This window comes from Thiosocius teredinicola, from assembly GCF_002009425.1.
GTDB lineage: Bacteria > Pseudomonadota > Gammaproteobacteria > Chromatiales > Chromatiaceae > Thiosocius > Thiosocius teredinicola.
The window spans coordinates 3267833-3285000 of sequence record NZ_CP019936.1; the positions used below are offsets into that span (position 1 = coordinate 3267833).

Annotated in this window: 17 protein-coding genes and 1 tRNA gene; all 18 read right to left on the reverse strand. The window is 61.0% G+C overall.

The window, feature by feature from the left end:
- Positions 1-25 precede the first annotated feature (25 nt).
- The 18 genes from B1781_RS15505 to folP all read right to left on the reverse strand — a co-directional run bounded on the left by B1781_RS15505 (position 26) and on the right by folP (position 17141).
- Positions 26-1540 carry an NADH-quinone oxidoreductase subunit M gene (locus B1781_RS15505; protein WP_078120524.1) on the reverse strand — a complete coding sequence of 505 codons (1515 nt, stop codon included), beginning with the start codon at positions 1538-1540 and terminating at the stop codon, positions 26-28.
- An 84-nt stretch (positions 1541-1624) separates the two neighbouring features.
- On the reverse strand, positions 1625-3574 hold the full coding sequence (gene nuoL / locus B1781_RS15510) for an NADH-quinone oxidoreductase subunit L (RefSeq protein WP_078120525.1): 1950 nt from the start codon (positions 3572-3574) through the stop codon (positions 1625-1627).
- Positions 3575-3576: 2 nt separating this feature from the next.
- On the reverse strand, positions 3577-3882 hold the full coding sequence (gene nuoK / locus B1781_RS15515) for an NADH-quinone oxidoreductase subunit NuoK (RefSeq protein ID WP_078120526.1): 306 nt from the start codon (positions 3880-3882) through the stop codon (positions 3577-3579).
- Positions 3883-4027: 145 nt separating this feature from the next.
- The gene (locus B1781_RS15520) at positions 4028-4633 is read right to left on the reverse strand and encodes an NADH-quinone oxidoreductase subunit J (protein ID WP_078120527.1); all 606 of its coding nucleotides are present in this window, start codon (positions 4631-4633) and stop codon (positions 4028-4030) included.
- A gap of 18 nt (positions 4634-4651) precedes the next feature.
- Complete coding sequence (nuoI, locus tag B1781_RS15525) at positions 4652-5140, reverse strand: NADH-quinone oxidoreductase subunit NuoI (RefSeq protein ID WP_078120528.1); 489 nt, start codon at positions 5138-5140, stop codon at positions 4652-4654.
- A gap of 10 nt (positions 5141-5150) precedes the next feature.
- Positions 5151-6206 (reverse strand): NADH-quinone oxidoreductase subunit NuoH, encoded by a 1056-nt coding sequence (gene nuoH, locus B1781_RS15530; RefSeq protein WP_078120529.1) that lies wholly within the window; start codon positions 6204-6206, stop codon positions 5151-5153.
- A 3-nt stretch (positions 6207-6209) separates the two neighbouring features.
- A complete protein-coding gene (gene nuoG / locus B1781_RS15535) occupies positions 6210-8546 on the reverse strand; it encodes an NADH-quinone oxidoreductase subunit NuoG (protein WP_078120530.1) in 2337 nt (778 codons plus the stop codon).
- A gap of 5 nt (positions 8547-8551) precedes the next feature.
- Entirely contained in the window at positions 8552-9817 is a 1266-nt protein-coding gene (gene nuoF, locus B1781_RS15540; protein ID WP_078120531.1) for an NADH-quinone oxidoreductase subunit NuoF, read from the reverse strand.
- Positions 9818-9821: 4 nt separating this feature from the next.
- Positions 9822-10352 carry an NADH-quinone oxidoreductase subunit NuoE family protein gene (locus B1781_RS15545; protein WP_078120532.1) on the reverse strand — a complete coding sequence of 177 codons (531 nt, stop codon included), beginning with the start codon at positions 10350-10352 and terminating at the stop codon, positions 9822-9824.
- Positions 10353-10494: 142 nt separating this feature from the next.
- Positions 10495-11748, reverse strand: a complete 1254-nt coding sequence (locus B1781_RS15550; RefSeq protein WP_078120533.1) for an NADH-quinone oxidoreductase subunit D — start codon at positions 11746-11748, stop codon at positions 10495-10497.
- A 3-nt stretch (positions 11749-11751) separates the two neighbouring features.
- Entirely contained in the window at positions 11752-12459 is a 708-nt protein-coding gene (locus B1781_RS15555) for an NADH-quinone oxidoreductase subunit C (RefSeq protein WP_078120534.1), read from the reverse strand.
- A 20-nt stretch (positions 12460-12479) separates the two neighbouring features.
- Positions 12480-12956 carry a NuoB/complex I 20 kDa subunit family protein gene (locus tag B1781_RS15560; protein ID WP_078120535.1) on the reverse strand — a complete coding sequence of 159 codons (477 nt, stop codon included), beginning with the start codon at positions 12954-12956 and terminating at the stop codon, positions 12480-12482.
- The gene (locus B1781_RS15565) at positions 12947-13303 is read right to left on the reverse strand and encodes an NADH-quinone oxidoreductase subunit A (protein ID WP_078120536.1); all 357 of its coding nucleotides are present in this window, start codon (positions 13301-13303) and stop codon (positions 12947-12949) included. Before B1781_RS15565 ends, B1781_RS15560 begins: the two co-directional genes overlap by 10 nt.
- A gap of 201 nt (positions 13304-13504) precedes the next feature.
- A tRNA-Leu gene (locus B1781_RS15570) sits at positions 13505-13589 on the reverse strand.
- Positions 13590-13621: 32 nt separating this feature from the next.
- Positions 13622-14089, reverse strand: coding sequence for a preprotein translocase subunit SecG (gene secG, locus B1781_RS15575; protein ID WP_078120537.1), 468 nt, complete (start codon positions 14087-14089; stop codon positions 13622-13624).
- 19 nt (positions 14090-14108) lie between these two features.
- Positions 14109-14864 carry a triose-phosphate isomerase gene (tpiA, locus tag B1781_RS15580; protein WP_078120538.1) on the reverse strand — a complete coding sequence of 252 codons (756 nt, stop codon included), beginning with the start codon at positions 14862-14864 and terminating at the stop codon, positions 14109-14111.
- Between the two features lie 79 nt (positions 14865-14943).
- On the reverse strand, positions 14944-16290 hold the full coding sequence (glmM, locus tag B1781_RS15585) for a phosphoglucosamine mutase (protein ID WP_078120539.1): 1347 nt from the start codon (positions 16288-16290) through the stop codon (positions 14944-14946).
- Positions 16291-16301: 11 nt separating this feature from the next.
- Positions 16302-17141, reverse strand: coding sequence for a dihydropteroate synthase (gene folP, locus B1781_RS15590; protein WP_078120540.1), 840 nt, complete (start codon positions 17139-17141; stop codon positions 16302-16304).
- Between the last annotated feature and the right edge of the window lie 27 nt (positions 17142-17168).

Below are 17168 nucleotides of genomic sequence, written 5' to 3' on the forward strand. Positions count from 1 at the left end.
AATCAGGACCGTTCCGACAGAAGGTTCAAAGTTTGGTCACAGCGATGTGCTTGACGAGGTTGACGATCGACTCGTCCATCACCTCGATCAGCGGCGCCGGCCAGATACCGAGCACCAGCACCGCGGCGGCAAGCGACGTCAGCACCAGGGCCTCGCGCTTGTTGATGTCCTGCAGTGCGGCGACCTTGTCGGATCCGACCTCGCCATACACCACGCGCTTGACCATCCACAGGGTGTAGGCCGCGCCGACGATCAGCGTGGTCGCGGCCAGCAAGGCGAACCAGAAATCGGCGCGGAAGCTGGCGATGATCACCATGAATTCGCCGACGAAGCCGGACGTGCCCGGCAGACCCGCGTTGGCCATCGCGAAGAACACCATGAACGCCGCAAACCACGGCATCACGTTGACGACGCCGCCGTAGTCGTTGATCTCGCGACTGTGCAGGCGGTCGTACAACACGCCGACACACAGGAACATCGCCGCCGAGATGAAGCCATGCGACACCATCTGCACCATGCCGCCCTGCATGCCGAGCACCGCGCCGCTGTCGACATCGCTGCGCGACATGATGATGAAGGCGATGAAGAAACCGAGGGTGACGAAACCCATGTGCGCAATCGACGAGTACGCGATGAGCTTTTTCATATCTTGCTGCACCAGCGCGACAAAGCCGATATAGACGACGGCGACCAGCGACATCGTGATGATCAGCCAATCGAGTTCGTTGCTGGCATCGGGTGTGATCGGCAGGCTGAAGCGTAAGAAGCCGTAACCGCCGATCTTCAGCATGATCGCCGCCAGGATCACCGAGCCGCCGGTGGGCGCCTCGACGTGGGCATCGGGCAACCAGGTATGCACCGGCCACATCGGCACCTTCACGGCGAACGCCAACAGGAAGGCGACGAAAATCAGCACCTGCTCGGTCAGACCCAGCTTCAGATCGTGGAACGCCAGGATCTCCATCGAGCCACTCTTGAAGTACATGTAGATCAAGGCGACCAACATGAACACCGAGCCGAGGAAGGTGTACAGGAAGAACTTGATCGTGGCGTACACCCGGTTCGGCCCGCCCCACACGCCGATGATGATGAACATCGGGATCAGCATGGCTTCCCAGAATACATAGAACAACATCGCATCGAGCGCGGCGAACACGCCCACCATCACGCCTTCCATGATCAGGAAGGCCGCCATGTACTGCGACGGCTTGTACTGGATCACTTCCCAACCGGCGATCACCACGAGAATCGAGATGAAGGTGGTCAGCAGGATCAACGGCATCGAGATGCCGTCCACGCCGAGGTAGTAATAGACATCGAACGTCGGAATCCATGGCGTGTGCTCGACGAACTGCATCTGCGCCGTGCCGGCGTCGAAACCGGTGTACAGCGGGATGCTGAGCAGGAAGGTGGCGACGGCGAAGATCAACGCCAGCCAACGCGACACTTTGGGCGCCTTGTCGCCGCTGGCGAGCACAAAGGCCCCACCTATGATCGGGAGCCAAATCACCGTGCTGAGAATCGGCCAATCTGCAGTCATGTTTCTCTGTTCTCTCGTCCCGTCGATCGTCGGCGCTTAGCCGCCCTGCCCGATCACTCTGCCCTTTTCAGTCACCACGGCCCATCAGGCGCGCAACACGAACCAGCCCAGCAGCAACAACAACCCGACGATGATCGCCATCGCGTAGTGGTACAGCATGCCGGTCTGCAGGTAGCGCACCACCATGGCCAGCTTGCCGACCGAGTGGGCCGAACCGTTCACCGCCAGACCGTCGATCACCGCACGATCGCCGACCAGCCACAGGAACTTGCCGAGCAGCTTGCTGCCGCCGGCGAATACCGCCTGGTTGAATTCGTCGAATCCGTACTTGCGATCGAGAATGAAATGCGCCCAATCGAACTTGATCGCCAGGTTGCGTGCAATCTCAGGTTTGACCGTATAGATGAACCAAGCCAGTGCGAGACCGCCCAGCGCCAAGTACAGCGGCAAGGTGAAGAAGGCATGCGTCATGAAACCGAAGGCGCCATGGAAATCGATCTGTCCGAGCGTGTCATGCACCGCCGCCACGGTCAGCACGCCGTCGAAATAGTCGCCGAACACCATCGGGCCGACCGTGAAATAACCGATCACCACCGACGGAATGGCCAGCAGGATCAGCGGCACGGTCACCACGCCGGGAGATTCGCGCAGGTGTTCCTTGGCGTGCTCGTCACGCGGGCCTTCGCCGTGGAAAACGAGGAAGTACATGCGGAAGCTGTACAAGGCAGTCACGAAGACGCCGGCGACCAGCAGCGCATAGGCATAGCCGGCACCCGCGATTTGCGAATGGTGGACCGCTTCGATGATGGCATCTTTCGAGAAGAAGCCGGAGAAGCCGGGGAAGCCGATCAACGCCAGCGAACCGAGCAGTGCTGTCCAGTGGGTGATCGGCATGTACTTGCGCACGCCGCCCATGTTGCGGATGTCCTGATCGTGATGCATGCCGATAATCACCGAACCCGCCGCAAGGAACAGCAGCGCCTTGAAGAAGGCATGCGTCATCAGATGGAACAGGCCGGCCGCATAGGCCGAGGCACCCAACGCAGCAACCATGTAGCCGAGCTGCGACAGCGTCGAGTACGCGACGACGCGCTTGATGTCGTTCTGCACGATGCCAATCAGGCCCATGAAGAAGGCCGTGGTCGCACCGATCACCAAAACGAAGGTCAGCGCGGTCTCCGACAGTTCGTACAGCGGCGACATGCGGGCGACCATGAAGATACCGGCGGTAACCATGGTCGCGGCATGGATCAGCGCCGAGATCGGTGTCGGGCCTTCCATCGAGTCCGGCAGCCACACGTGCAATGGCACCTGCGCCGATTTACCCATGGCGCCGATGAACAGCAGGATGCATGTCACGGTCATCAGCGACCAACCGCTGTCACCCCAGATGTTGATCGTGGCATCGGCCAGCTGCGGGGCCTTGTTGAACACCGTGGCGTAGTCGAGGCTGTTGAAATACATCGCCACAGCGGCAATGCCGAGGATGAAGCCGAAGTCACCGACGCGGTTAACCAGGAAGGCCTTCATGTTGGCGAAGATCGCCGTCTCTTTCTTGAAGTAGAAACCGATCAGCAGGTACGACACCAGACCGACCGCCTCCCAGCCGAAGAACAACTGCAGGAAGTTGTTCGACATGACCAGCATCAGCATCGAGAAGGTGAACAGCGCGATGTAGCTGAAGAAACGCTGGTAACCCTCTTCGTGCGCCATGTAGCCGATCGTGTAGATGTGCACCATCAACGACACGAAGGTGACGACCGCCATCATCATCGCGGTGAGCGAATCGATCAGAAAGCCGATCTCCATGCGCAGGCCGTCGGTGACCAGCCAGGTGTAGACCGTTTCGTTGTACACCGGCGCATCGTTAAAGGCATGCTGCCACAGCACGTACATCGACAACGCACAGGCAATGCCGACACCGAGGATGGTGACGCTGTGCGCGCCGGCCTTGCCGATCTGGTTGCGGAACAGGCCGGCGATGAGTGCGCCAACCAGGGGCGCGAGAACGATGGTGAGTAGGATCGCTTCCATCTCTAGCCCTTCAAGGTATCCAGATCGGCGACGTTGATGGTCTGTCTGCTACGGAACAGCACCACCAGGATCGCCAGACCGATGGCCGCCTCGGCCGCCGCCACGGTCAGAATGAAGAAGACGAACACCTGCCCTGCCGCGTCACCGAGGAAATGCGAGAAGGCGATGAAGTTGATATTGACCGCGAGCAGCATCAGTTCGATGCACATCAGCAGCAGGATCACGTTTTTGCGGTTCAGGAAGATACCGGCCACGCTCAACGAGAACAGGATCGCACCGACGATCAGGTAGTCGGATAGAGCAATCATAGGGGCGCCTCCAATGAATGGAGATTTTGTCCGAGTGCAAGGCGCATGGCGCGCAGTGACGCAGACAACTCATTGAGATAGGCGAAGGAGCGAGCACCGCGTAACGCCGAAATCGGACAAAAGATCCGTTGAATGGAGGTGCGCATCACGCTTTTTCCTCCGCATCCATTTTGATGATCCGCAAGCGATCTTTGGCCTTGACCACGACCTGCTTCGACACATCCTGGTACTTGGTCTCGGGCCGCTTGCGCATCGTCAAGCCAATTGCGGCGATGATGCCGACCAGCAGGATCACCGCAGCGATCTCGAAGGCGTACAGGTGTTCGGTGAACAGTGCCATACCAAGCTCTTCGGTGTTGCTGTATCCAGCCGGCTTGGCCGCAGGCGACGGCATCGACTCGAGGCCGAAACGGGTCGGACCGACCACCATGATCAGTTCCACGACCATCGCCAGCGCAACCAGGATCGCGACCGGCGCATTGCGCACGAACCCTGCACGCAACTCGGCGATGTTGATGTCGAGCATCATGACGACGAACAGGAACAGCACCATGACCGCGCCGACGTACACCAGCACCAGGGCAATCGCGAGGAACTCGGCCTCAGCCAGCATCCACAGGCCGGCGCTGTTAAAGAACGCCAGCACCAGAAACAAGGCGGAGTGCACCGGGTTCTTGCGGGTGATCACCATAAAGGCGGCGAACACCAGGAACGCGGCAAACACATAAAACAGAAATTTCTCGAAAGTCATATCGATCTGCTCTCCGGGTCAGCGCACGTTGGCCTGCGCAGCCCGGTCGGCCGCCAGTTGTTGTTCGTACTGATCACCGATCTCGAGCAGCTTCTGCTTGGTCATGATCTGCTCGCCGCGGTTCTCAAAATGGTATTCGTAGACCCGTGTCTCAACGATCGAATCCACCGGGCACGACTCTTCGCAGAATCCACAGTAGATGCACTTGAACAGGTCGATGTCGTAACGCGTGGTACGACGTGAACCGTCGTCACGCGGCTCGGCCTCGATCGTGATCGCCAGCGCCGGGCAGACTGCCTCGCACAGTTTGCAGGCGATGCAGCGCTCTTCACCGTTCGGATAGCGACGCAAGGCGTGCAGGCCGCGGAAGCGCGGCGAGACCGGGGCCTTCTGTTCCGGATACTGCAGGGTGAACTTGTGGGCAAAGAAGTAACGCCCGGTCAGACTCAAACCCTTGAGCAGTTCAAACAGAAACAGGCTGCGGATGTAGTTGGAAATGGCTTTCATCGCAGGGGCCTCAGCTAAACCACCAGGGCATCTTGCCGACCTTCATCGCTGCGACCACGACGATCCAGACGATCGTGATCGGGATGAAGACCTTCCAACCCAACCGCATGATCTGGTCGTAGCGATAGCGCGGGAAGGTGGCACGGAACCACAGGAACAGGAACATGAAGAAGAAGGTCTTGATCAGCAGCCAATGGAAGCCGTCGTCGAGCAGGAAGACACCGTCCGACCAGGCATCCGGCAGCGGCGACAGCCAGCCACCGAGGAACATCAGCGCACTCAGCGCCGAGATCAGGATCATGTTGGCGTATTCGGCGAGGAAGAACACCGCGAAGGTCATGCCCGAATATTCGACGTGGAAACCAGCGACGATCTCGGACTCGCCTTCGGCGACGTCGAACGGTGCCCGGTTGGTTTCGGCAACACCCGAGATGAAGTAGACCAGGAACAGCGGCAACAACGGCAGCCAGAACCAGTGCAGCGCACTGCCGTCCTGCGCCATCACGATGTCACCGAGGTTCAGGCTGCCGGCGGCGACCAATACGCCGACCAGCGCGAATCCCATCGCGATTTCATACGACACGATCTGCGCCGCCGAACGGATCGAACCCAGAAACGCGTACTTCGAGTTGGATGCCCAGCCGGCGATGATCACGCCGTAGACACCCAACGAGGTCATCGCCAGGATGTACAACAGGCCGGCATTGATGTCTGCCAGCACGATGCCGGCATCGAACGGGAACACCGCCCACGCAGCGAGCGCCGGACCGATCGACAACATCGGTGCGATCAGGAACAGCAGCTTGTTGGCGCCGGTCGGGATGATGATCTCTTTGAACATCAGCTTGACCGCATCGGCGATCGGCTGACCCAGGCCCAGCAGGCGGAAACCGAAGAATCCGACCCGGTTGGGGCCGTTGCGCACCTGCATGGCGCCGATGATCTTACGTTCGGCGTAGGTGTAGTAGGCGACCAGCAGCATCAACGGCAGCATGATCGCGACGATCTTCAGCATGATCTGCACGACGATCGGCAGGCTTGTCCAGATATCTATGACCATATTCATCTGTTACGCCTTCTCCACCGAAACCACGCCGAAACCCAGGCCGAGCAACTCGGTGCCGGGCACGGCCGTCGGTAGCCAGACGCAACCGTCCGGCACCGTGTCGTCGATGCACACGCCGAAGTCGGCACTGTGTTCCGCCTGGCGCACACGCAGCTTCGACGCGCTATCCACATTCAGGGTTTGTGCCGCGGCCGTGTTGAGATGCACGGTGCTGCCCCATGCATCCGGCGTGGTCTGCAGCGCATGTGCACGTCGCGTGACGGCATCGGCCGCGTACATCGGCACACCGCCGATGCGCTCCCAGTCGCCGCTGTGCAGTTGCGGCGAGGCATTGGTTTTACCCAATCCATTCGAAGGTTCGAGCTCGCGGCAACACGCCATGATCTCGTCACACACCTGCTGCGAATCGGCATGATCGAAACCGTCGACATCGGCGAGGTTGCCCAGCACGCGCAACACCTTCCACGCCGGGCGCGCCTCACCCTGCGGCGGCGCGACGCCCTGGAAGCTCTGCAGCTTCCCTTCAATGTTCATGAACGTGCCGGATGTTTCGGCGAACGCGGCAGTCGGCAGCACGATATCCGCATGCGCTTCGAGCCACGGCGTGAGATAGCTGCTCAAGGCGACCACCTTGGCATTACCGAATGCATTGGCCATCAGCGAGGGATCGGCGGCGTCCATCTCCGGCTCGAAACCGACGGTCAGATAGGTGGAGCGCGGCTGTTGCAGCATCGCCTGTACGTTGAGGCCGGGACTTTCGACTGCCGCACCGCCTGCGCCGCGGTGAGGGACGGCACCGGCCATCCAGGCACCGCAATCATTGGCGCCCAGGCCGACAATGCCATAGCTCACGCCGGCAGCCTCGGCGATGCCGGCTGCGAGCGCGCGTAGAACGGCGAAGTCCGGATGCATCATCGCGGCCGTGCCGAGCAGCACGCTGCCCTTCTCGGCCTTCTTCAGTGACTCCGCAATAGCCGTGTGCGCCTGATCCGGTTCAACGCTGATACCCAGGGTATTAGCCCCCAGCGCGGCCGCGACGCCGGCCAGCTCGCTCACCATGGCCGATGGCGCGCAGACCACGTCGACGCTCAGGTCGTAGTTGAAGTCGTAGGCCACCGGGTTGATCGCCATGACCTCGCCGCCCTCGATGAACGACTGACGCACGCGATGGTTCAGCATCGGCTGATCCTTGCGCAGCCACGAGCCGACCAGCAGGGTGGCATCGTTGTCGGCCAGAGCGGCGATCGGCTGGCCCAACCAGGGCAGCGTCGGGTCGGCAGCGTCGCCGCGAAAATCGCTCTGGCGCAGCCGATGATCGATGTTGTTGCTACCGAGCCCACGGGTGAGCTTGGCGGCAAGATACTGTTCTTCGAGCGTTGCGCTAGGCGAGACGAGGCAACCGAGTGCATCGCCACCTGCTTCTTTCAACGCCTTCGCCGCCGCTTGCAGCGCCGGTTGCCAGTCTGATTCGACCAGCTTGCCGTTGTCGCGCACCATCGGCTTGAGCAGCCGGTCTTTGCTGTACAGGCCCTGATAACTGAAGCGGTCGCGGTCGGACAGCCAGGTTTGATTGATCGCCTCGTTCTCACGCGGCACGGCGCGAATCACCTGGTTGCGACGCACATGGATGCGCAAGTTGCTACCCAGTCCGTCGTGCGGCGCGATGCCGTCGTGCTCGGTCAGCTCCCAGGCACGCGCATTGAAACGCGATGGCTTGGCCGTCAATGCACCGACCGGGCAAAGGTCGATGACGTTACCCGACAGTTCGGAGCCAACACTGTGTTCGATATACAGGCCGATGCGCATGTGTTCGCCGCGACCGGTCGCGCCGAGTTCGCGCAGGCCGGCGATCTCTCCACCGAAACGTACGCAACGCGTGCAATGGATGCAGCGGGTCATGTCGGTGGCGATCAGCGGGCCGAGGTTCTCGTCGCGCACCACGCGTTTGCCTTCGCTGTAGCGCGAGACATCCCCGCCATAGCCCATCGCGACGTCCTGCAACTCGCACTCGCCGCCCTGGTCGCAGATCGGGCAATCGAGCGGATGGTTGATCAGCAGGAACTCCATCGTGCCCTTCTGCGCCTCACGCGCCAGCGGCGAGCGGGTGAACACCTTCATGCCGTCCATGACCGGCGTTGCGCACGCAGGCAGCGGCTTGGGCGCTTTTTCCACCTCGACAAGGCACATGCGGCAGTTGGCCGCGACCGACAGGTGCTTGTGATAACAGAAACGCGGCACGCCGATGCCGGCAGCGTCGGTCACCTCGATCAGCATCTGCCCGGGCTGCGCCTCGAGCTTCTGGCCGTCGACTTCGATGGTGATGGTTTTATCGTCGGACATGCGGCTTACACCATGCACTTCTTGTTATCGATGTGATACTGGAATTCGTCGCGGAAATGCTTGATGAAACCGGCAACCGGCATGGCCGCGGCATCACCCAGCGCGCAGATCGTACGGCCCATGATCTTCTTCGCGACATCATCGAGCAGGTCGAGGTCTTCGTTGCTGCCCTTGCCGTGCTCTATGCGATTGACGACCCGATGCATCCAGCCGGTGCCTTCGCGGCACGGCGTGCATTGGCCGCAGGATTCTTCGTAGTAGAAATAAGAGATGCGATCGAGCACCTTGACCATGCAGTTGCTGTCGTCCATCACGATGACCGCGCCTGAACCGAGCATCGAGCCCGCCTTGGCGATGCTGTCGTAGTCCATGGTCAGATCCATCATCATCGCGCCGGGCAATACCGGTGCCGACGAACCGCCGGGGATCACCGCTTTGAGTGGGCGGCCATCGCGCATGCCGCCGGCCATCTCCAGCAACTCGGCAAACGGCGTACCCATCGGGATCTCATAGTTGCCCGGGCGGGCGACATTGCCGGAGATCGAAAACAGTTTGCAGCCACCGCTGTTCTCGATGCCGATCTCACGGAACCAGTCGGCGCCCTGGCGCACGATGTCGGGCACCGAGGCCAGCGTTTCGGTGTTGTTGATCACGGTCGGTCGACCGTACAGGCCGAACATCGCCGGAAACGGCGGCTTGAAACGTGGCTGACCTTTCTTGCCCTCGATCGATTCGAGCAGCGCGGTCTCTTCGCCACAGATGTAGGCGCCGGCACCGAGATGGGTATGGATGTCGAAGTCGAAACCGCTACCGAGGATGTTCTCGCCGAGCAGGCCCGCCTCGCGCGCTTCGGCCAAGGCCTCTTCGAAGCGTTCGTACGGCTCCCAGAACTCGCCACGGATGTAGTTGTAACCGGCAACCCCGCCAATCGCATAACCGCAGATGATCATGCCTTCGATCAATGCGTGCGGGTTGTAACGCAGGATGTCGCGATCCTTGAACGTGCCGGGTTCGCCTTCATCCGAGTTGCACACGACATACTTGTCGCCCGGTGCGGTACGGTTGATGAAGCTCCACTTCAGGCCGGTCGGGAAACCTGCCCCACCACGTCCGCGCAGACCCGACTTCTTGACCGTCTCGATGATGTCTTCCTGCGGGGTCTTTTCTTTGAGGATCTTCTTGAGCGCCTCGTACCCGCCTTCCGCCTGGTAGGTTTCCAAGCGCCATGGCCGGTCTTTGTGCAGTGTGCGGAAGCAGACTTCGTTTGCCATCGACTTACTCCAGACCGTCCAGGATCTGATCGACCAGTTCGGGCGTCAGATTCTCGTAATAGGTGTGACCGATCTGCATCATCGGCGCGCCGCCGCAGGCACCCAGGCACTCGACTTCCTTCAGACTGAACTTGCCGTCGGTGGTGACCTCGCCGAAACCGATGCCGAGACGGTTGCGCAGATGCTCGAGGACATTGTCGGAGCCGTTGATCATGCACGAGACGTTCGTGCACAGGCAGATCTTGTGACGACCGACCGGCTTGTGCTCGTACATCGAATAGAAGGTCGCCACCTCATAGACCGCGATCGGCGGCATGTCGAGGTAATCGGCAACCTGATCCATCAGCTCACGCGTCAGGTGGCCGCCGTTCATATCCTGCACATACATCAGCGCCGCCATGCAGGCCGACTGCTGCCAGCCTTCCGGATACTTCGCCACCCAGGCGTCGATCTTCTCGCGCACCTCGGCGGTGAACAGCGCGTCCTTGTCCTCGCACTTGTTGACGCGGATCATCGGTTCGCTGCGCATGCTCATCGGATCACCTCGCAGACAGAGATATCGCCAGCAGTACAAGGCGCACGCATTTCGAGCGGCGCAGTGTATGAAGCGATACATGAGCAGCGCAGAAAAGCGTGCAACACAGTAATGCAGTCGAGAGCGCGGTCTGCCACTTTGCTCATCGGTCGATCTCTCCAAATACGATGTCCATCGTGCCGATGATCGCCACGACATCCGCCAGCATGTGGCCACGCGCCATCTCGTCCATCGCGGCAAGGTGCGGAAAGCCCGGTGCGCGCACTTTCAGACGGTAGGGCTTGTTTGCACCATCGGACACGATGTAGCAGCCGAACTCGCCCTTCGGCGCCTCGACTGCGGCATAGGCCTCGCCGGGCGGCGGGCAATAACCCTCGGTAAACAGCTTGAAGTGATGGATCAACGCCTCCATGTCGTCTTTCATGTCGGCGCGCTTCGGCGGCGTGATCTTGTGATCGTCCAGCATGACCGGGCCGGGATTCTCGCGCAGCCACTTAATACACTGTTTGATGATGCGGGCCGACTGGCGAAACTCTTCGACGCGCACCAGGTAGCGGTCGTAACAATCTCCGTTGGTACCGATCGGGATGTCGAAGTCGACCTGATCGTAGGCCGCATAGGGCTGCTTCTTGCGCAGATCCCATGCGATGCCGGAGCCGCGCAGCATCGGGCCGGTAAAGCCGAGTTGCATCGCGCGTTCCGGCGTCACCACGCCGATGCCGACGGTGCGCTGCTTCCAGATGCGGTTGTCGGTCAACAGGGTTTCATATTCATCGACCAAGCCGGGGAAGCGATCAATAAACTCTTCGATGAAGTCGAGCAGTGAGCCTTCGCGCGCCGCATTGCGTCGCTTGGCCTCTGCGGAGCTGCCGAACTGCCCGGTGTCGTATTTGGGCATCTCGTCGGGCAGATCGCGGTACACGCCGCCGGGGCGGTAGTAGGTTGCGTGCATGCGCGCGCCCGAGACCGCCTCGTAGCAGTCCATCAGGTCTTCGCGCTCGCGGAAGCAGTACAGGAACATGGTCATCGCGCCGACGTCGAGTGCGTGCGTGCCCAACCACATCAGGTGGTTCAGGATGCGCGTGATCTCGTCGAACATGGTGCGGATGTACTGCGCCCGGATCGGCACCTCGACGCCCAGCAGTTGTTCGATGGCGCGCACGTAGCCGTGTTCGTTGCACATCATCGAGACATAGTCGAGACGGTCCATGTAACCGATCGACTGGTTGTACGGTTTGCTCTCGGCGAGCTTCTCGGTCGCGCGGTGCAGCAGGCCGACGTGCGGGTCGGCACGCTCGATCACCTCGCCGTCCATCTCCAGCACGAGGCGCAGCACACCGTGCGCGGCCGGATGCTGCGGACCGAAGTTCAGCGTGTAGTTTCTGATTTCCGCCATGGCTTATTCCGCATCCTCGTCGGCCGGCTCTTCGGGTTTCCAGCCGGCTTCGTAGCGACTGTCTTCACGGATCACGCGCGGTACGAGCGTGCGTGGCTCGATGCTGACCGGCTCGTAGATCACGCGCTCCTGCTCCGGGTCGTAACGCATCTCGACCTGGCCGATCAGCGGGAAGTCCTTGCGGAACGGGTGACCGATGAAGCCGTAGTCGGTCAGGATGCGGCGCAGGTCCGGATGGCCGGCGAACATGATGCCGAACAGGTCGAAGGCCTCGCGTTCGAACCAGTTGGCGCTGGCCCAGATGCCGACCACCGAATCGACGATCGGCCGTTCGGCGTCGAGAAAGGTCTTAACGCGCAGGCGGACGTTGTGGGTAATCGACAGCAGGTGGTAGACCACGGCGAAACGGTTGGCCGGATCCATCTCCGGCACCTCGCGATCGACACCCCGACTGAAACCGGCGTTGGCCGCGGTACGCGTGACCCACTCGGAGTTACCGTAAGCAGCGTAGTCGACACCGCACACGTCGATGCATTCTTCGAAGGCCAAGGCGCGTTTTTCGCGCAGCAGCTTCATGACCGGCGTCAGCACCTCGCGCGGTACGGTCAGCGTCAGTTCGCCGCACGCGCGTTGCCACGAGCAGTCTTCGTAGTCCTCGAGGTGCTCCTCAAGCGCCTCCTCGAGTTCGTCCAGGCGTTCATCTGGCGTCATTGTTATGCGATTTCCAACGATTAACGGGCAATCGTATTCGTGCGTCGAATCTTGTTTTGCAGTTGCAACACGCCCCACAACAGGGCTTCGGCAGTCGGTGGGCAACCCGGCACATACACATCGACCGGCACAATGCGGTCGCAGCCGCGGACCACCGAATAGGAGTAGTGGTAATAGCCACCGCCATTGGCGCATGACCCCATCGAGATCACCCAGCGCGGTTCGGCCATCTGGTCGTACACCTTGCGCAAGGCCGGGGCCATCTTGTTTACCAGCGTACCCGCGACGATCATGACGTCGGACTGACGCGGGCTGGGCCGGAAGATGATGCCGAAACGGTCGATGTCATAACGTGCTGCCGCCGCATGCATCATTTCGACAGCACAACAGGCCAGGCCGAAGGTCATCGGCCACATCGAACCGGTACGCGCCCAGTTGATCACCCCGTCGAGCGACGTGGTGACGAAACCTTTTTCGAGAACGCCCTCTATTCCCACTCCAGCGCTCCCTTCTTCCACTCATAGATGAAGCCGACCACGAGAATCCCGAGAAAAATCATCATCGCCCAAAACCCGACCATGCCGATCTGATCCAGGACAACTGCCCATGGGAAAAGAAAGGCTATTTCCAGATCGAAGATGATGAACAGGATGGCTACCAGGTAGTAGCGCACGTCGAATTTCATGCGGGAGTCTTCGAATGCCTCGAAGCCGCATTCGTAAGGAGAGTTCTTTTCGCTGTCCGGCCGGCGGGGCGATAACACGAACCCCAGACCGATCATCGCTGCGCCTACCACACTACCGACAACGATGAAGATCAGGACAGGCAGGTAATTTTCAAGCATACGATGCTGTCTCCTGGTAGGTAGCCCAAGCACCGGTTGTGTTAATTACCGCCGTTCGGGTCGGGCCAAAGGATAGCCACGGAGTTGTGCCAAAGTCAAATAAATTCACAATAGTATGTATTTGTTTTTTAAAGCTTATTTGTGTTTTTTCCGGGCATAAAAAAACGGTATCGCAGGTACCCCCACAATACCGTTCATACATGGTGCCGAAGGCCGGACTCGAACCGGCACGGCTTGCGCCACTACCCCCTCAAGATAGCGTGTCTACCAATTTCACCACTTCGGCGAGAACCAGATTGTCGACCGAGTTTTATTTAATTATTCGGCCGGCTTCGGCGCGTCGCTTTGCGACGGTGCCGTAGTTTGCGGCGCGGGCGTCGACTCTACCGATTCCGCGGGTACCGGCACCGACGGCATGTCGGTGATCGGTGCGCTCGGAAGATCCGACGACGTCTCTGTTGGGACGTTTGGCAGATCGCTCGGCGGTAACGCACTCTGCTCGGTCGGCTCGGTCTGGGCCGCCGGCGCTTTGTCCATCAGCGTTTCCTGGTCACCGGATCGCATCGCAAAACCGGCAAGCGCAAGGCTGGTGACAAAAAACAACGTAGCCAGGATGGCGGTGGTGCGGCTCAGGAAGTTCGATGCCCCACGCGAACCGAACACCGAAGACGATGCGCCGGAACCGAAGGCAGCGCCCATGTCGGCACCTTTACCGTGCTGGATGAGGATCAACCCGACCAAACCAATGGCCAGGAAGAGATGCACTACAACCAACACGGATTCCATAACCTAGCTTTCCTCTTGATCAGCTGTTTGCTGCAGAGCAAACAGCCAGAAAATCATCGGGCTTCAACGAGGCGCCGCCAATCAGGCCACCATCGATATCTGCCTGTGCAACCAGTTCGGCTGCGTTCTTCGGGTTCATGCTGCCGCCGTACAATACGCGTACCACGTCAGCCACCGCCTGATCATTCGACGCCAGACGGCCGCGAATGAAGGCGTGTACCGCCTGTGCCATCTCAGGCGTGGCGGTCTTGCCGGTACCGATCGCCCAGACCGGCTCGTAGGCGATGACGCCCTCGCCGACCATCGCGATACCGCAGTGCTTGATCGCGGCATCCAACTGGCGACCCACCACCTCTTCGGTGATGCCCTGCTCGCGCTCTTCGAGGGTCTCGCCGACGCACAGGATCGGCACCAGGCCGGCAGCGCGTGCCGCCGTGAACTTCTGCGCCACCACTTCGTCGGTCTCGCCATGGTAGGCGCGACGCTCTGAGTGACCGATGATCACAAAATGACAGCCGAAATCGGCCAGCATCGAGCCTGCGATCTCCCCGGTGTAGGCGCCGGACTCGTAAACCGACACGTCCTGGCCACCCCACTTGATCGAGGTACCGTCCAGCTGGGACTGCACATCCGCGATGTACACGGCGGGTGCACAAACAGCGACTTCAGCTGCCGTAACCTGGCCAATACCGGCCTTCAGTCCACCCAGCAACTCAGCGATGCTGGCGCGTGATCCGTTCATTTTCCAGTTACCGGCCACCAAAGGCTGACGCATAGTGTGCTCCCCTCGAAATCGAGCGGCGTAGCTTAACGGCGCAAGGCCGCTAAATCAACGGCAAACAACGGAAAATCGATCAGCCCGTGACCTGTGCGCGAACCACGTCGGCAATCGTGTTGGCTTTTGCGACGACGGTGTCGGCTTCGCGGCCTTCGACCATCACCCGGATCAGTGGTTCGGTGCCGGACGGACGCAGCAAGACACGCCCCTGATCGCCCATGTCGACCTCGACCGCCTGCACCGCCTCGGTCACCGATTGGCAGGCCATCACATCGGCAGCACGCGCCGTACCCAGCGGCACATTGATCAGCTCCTGCGGGTACTTGCGCATGCCCTGTCGCAGCTCGCTCAGGGTGCGTCCGGTCTTGTGGATCTCGGCCAGCACCTGCAGTGCCGACACGATGCCGTCGCCGGTCGTGGTGCGATCACGGCAGATGATGTGCCCCGAAGGCTCGCCGCCGAGGGTCCAGTCGTTGTCGCACAACCGCTCGAGGATGTAACGATCGCCAACGCCGACCCGGTCGAAACCGACGCCGAGATCGCGCAACGCCACCTCGAGGCCGAGGTTGCTCATGTGGGTACCGACAACGTTGCCGACCAACCCGCCGTTGCGCAGCCGCGACTGGGCGATCACGTAGATGATCTCGTCGCCGTCGACGATCTCGCCCTTGTCGTCGACCATGATCACGCGGTCACCGTCGCCGTCGAGCGCAATGCCCAGGTCGGCGCCGTTGACCCGCACCGAGCTGGCCAGCGCGCGCGGCTTGGTCGCACCGAAGCCGTCGTTGATGTTCAGGCCGTTGGGCTCGGCGCCGATCGTGATGACCTCGGCACCGATCTCTTCGAGCACGTCGGGCGCAATGTGATAGGTCGCGCCGTGTGCGCAATCGACCACGATCTTCATGCCGCTGAAATCCATGCGCGACGGGATCGTGCTCTTGCAGAATTCGATATAGCGGCCGCGCGCGTCTTCGAGGCGCTTGGCCTTACCGAGCCGGTCGGAGCAGACGGTCGTCATCGGCTTCTCGAGTTCGGCCTCGATCGCCTCTTCGACGTCGTCCGGCAGCTTGTTGCCGGAGCCGGAGAAAAACTTGATGCCGTTGTCTTCGTGCGGATTGTGCGAGGCGCTGATGACGATACCGGCACTCGCATGCAGCGTGCGCGTCAGGTAGGCGATGCCGGGCGTCGGCATCGGGCCGAGCAAGCGAATATTCACACCCGCCGCAGCCAGACCGGCCTCGAGCGCCGCCTCGAACATGTATCCGGAGATCCGGGTGTCCTTGCCGATCAGCACCTTGGCCTGATCACCGTTGCCCAGCACCCGGCCGGCCGCCCAGCCCAACTTGAGCACAAACTCGGGATTGATGTGACCTTCACCGACGCGCCCTCTGATGCCGTCGGTTCCAAAATATTTACGCGCCATCCTCTCTATCCTCAGTTCTTGTCGACGCTGCCGTCCATGGTCGCCTGCCAGACCGCAATCGCATCGACCGTCGCCGCGACATCGTGCACTCGCACGATACGTGCGCCACGCTCGACCGCAATCAGCGCTGCCGCCACACTGGCAGGCATGCGTTCTTCGACCGGCCTCCCGGTGATCGCGCCGAGCATCGATTTGCGCGAGATGCCCACCAATACGGGCACACCGAGCGTCCGAAAGGCCTCGAGCCCACGCAGCAGCTGCAGGTTGTGCTCGACCGTCTTGCCGAAGCCGAACCCCGGATCGACCAACAGGCGATCTCGCGAGATTCCGCCCGCTTCGCACGCGGCGATGCGATTACTTAAGTATTCGATGATATCGGCTACGACGTCGTCATATTGAGGCGCGGCCTGCATGGTACGCGGCTCGCCCTGCATGTGCATCAGGCACACGGGCACGCGGCCGCTGGCAACCGCGGCAATCGCGCCGGGCGCCTGGAGGGCCGATACATCGTTGATCATGCCTGCACCGGCTGCAATCGCCGCACGCATCAGGTCCGGCTTGCTGGTATCGACCGAGACCGGCGTATCGAAGCTTGCGACCAGGCGCTCGACCACGGGCAACACGCGATCCATCTCTTCGGCCAGGGAAACGGCCTGTGCACCGGGACGGGTCGATTCGCCGCCGATATCCAGTAGATCCGCGCCCTCGTCGATCATGCGCTCCGCCTGGTGCAGTGCATCGTCGAGCGTCAGGAAACGGCCGCCATCGGAGAACGAGTCGGGCGTAACGTTGAGTATCCCCATCACGCGGGGACGCGAAAGATCGAGCAGTTTGCCGAAATCGGACGACATATCAGCCAGCGCAAAACGAAAAAGGAC

What these genes read in the sequence shown, in the direction of transcription:
- B1781_RS15565 (WP_078120536.1), bottom strand. Translation starts at nt 13,303, where the DNA reads ATGCTTGAAAATTACCTGCCTGTCCTGATCTTCATCGTTGTCGGTAGT.
- B1781_RS15550 (WP_078120533.1), bottom strand. Translation starts at nt 11,748, where the DNA reads ATGGCGGAAATCAGAAACTACACGCTGAACTTCGGTCCGCAGCATCCG.
- nuoG (WP_078120530.1), bottom strand. Translation starts at nt 8,546, where the DNA reads ATGTCCGACGATAAAACCATCACCATCGAAGTCGACGGCCAGAAGCTC.
- tpiA (WP_078120538.1), bottom strand. Translation starts at nt 14,864, where the DNA reads ATGCGTCAGCCTTTGGTGGCCGGTAACTGGAAAATGAACGGATCACGC.
- nuoH (WP_078120529.1), bottom strand. Translation starts at nt 6,206, where the DNA reads ATGAATATGGTCATAGATATCTGGACAAGCCTGCCGATCGTCGTGCAG.
- nuoK (WP_078120526.1), bottom strand. Translation starts at nt 3,882, where the DNA reads ATGATTGCTCTATCCGACTACCTGATCGTCGGTGCGATCCTGTTCTCG.
- nuoF (WP_078120531.1), bottom strand. Translation starts at nt 9,817, where the DNA reads ATGGCAAACGAAGTCTGCTTCCGCACACTGCACAAAGACCGGCCATGG.
- secG (WP_078120537.1), bottom strand. Translation starts at nt 14,089, where the DNA reads ATGGAATCCGTGTTGGTTGTAGTGCATCTCTTCCTGGCCATTGGTTTG.
- B1781_RS15520 (WP_078120527.1), bottom strand. Translation starts at nt 4,633, where the DNA reads ATGACTTTCGAGAAATTTCTGTTTTATGTGTTTGCCGCGTTCCTGGTG.
- glmM (WP_078120539.1), bottom strand. Translation starts at nt 16,290, where the DNA reads ATGGCGCGTAAATATTTTGGAACCGACGGCATCAGAGGGCGCGTCGGT.
- nuoL (WP_078120525.1), bottom strand. Translation starts at nt 3,574, where the DNA reads ATGGAAGCGATCCTACTCACCATCGTTCTCGCGCCCCTGGTTGGCGCA.
- B1781_RS15545 (WP_078120532.1), bottom strand. Translation starts at nt 10,352, where the DNA reads ATGAGCATGCGCAGCGAACCGATGATCCGCGTCAACAAGTGCGAGGAC.
- B1781_RS15555 (WP_078120534.1), bottom strand. Translation starts at nt 12,459, where the DNA reads ATGACGCCAGATGAACGCCTGGACGAACTCGAGGAGGCGCTTGAGGAG.
- B1781_RS15505 (WP_078120524.1), bottom strand. Translation starts at nt 1,540, where the DNA reads ATGACTGCAGATTGGCCGATTCTCAGCACGGTGATTTGGCTCCCGATC.
- folP (WP_078120540.1), bottom strand. Translation starts at nt 17,141, where the DNA reads ATGTCGTCCGATTTCGGCAAACTGCTCGATCTTTCGCGTCCCCGCGTG.
- nuoI (WP_078120528.1), bottom strand. Translation starts at nt 5,140, where the DNA reads ATGAAAGCCATTTCCAACTACATCCGCAGCCTGTTTCTGTTTGAACTG.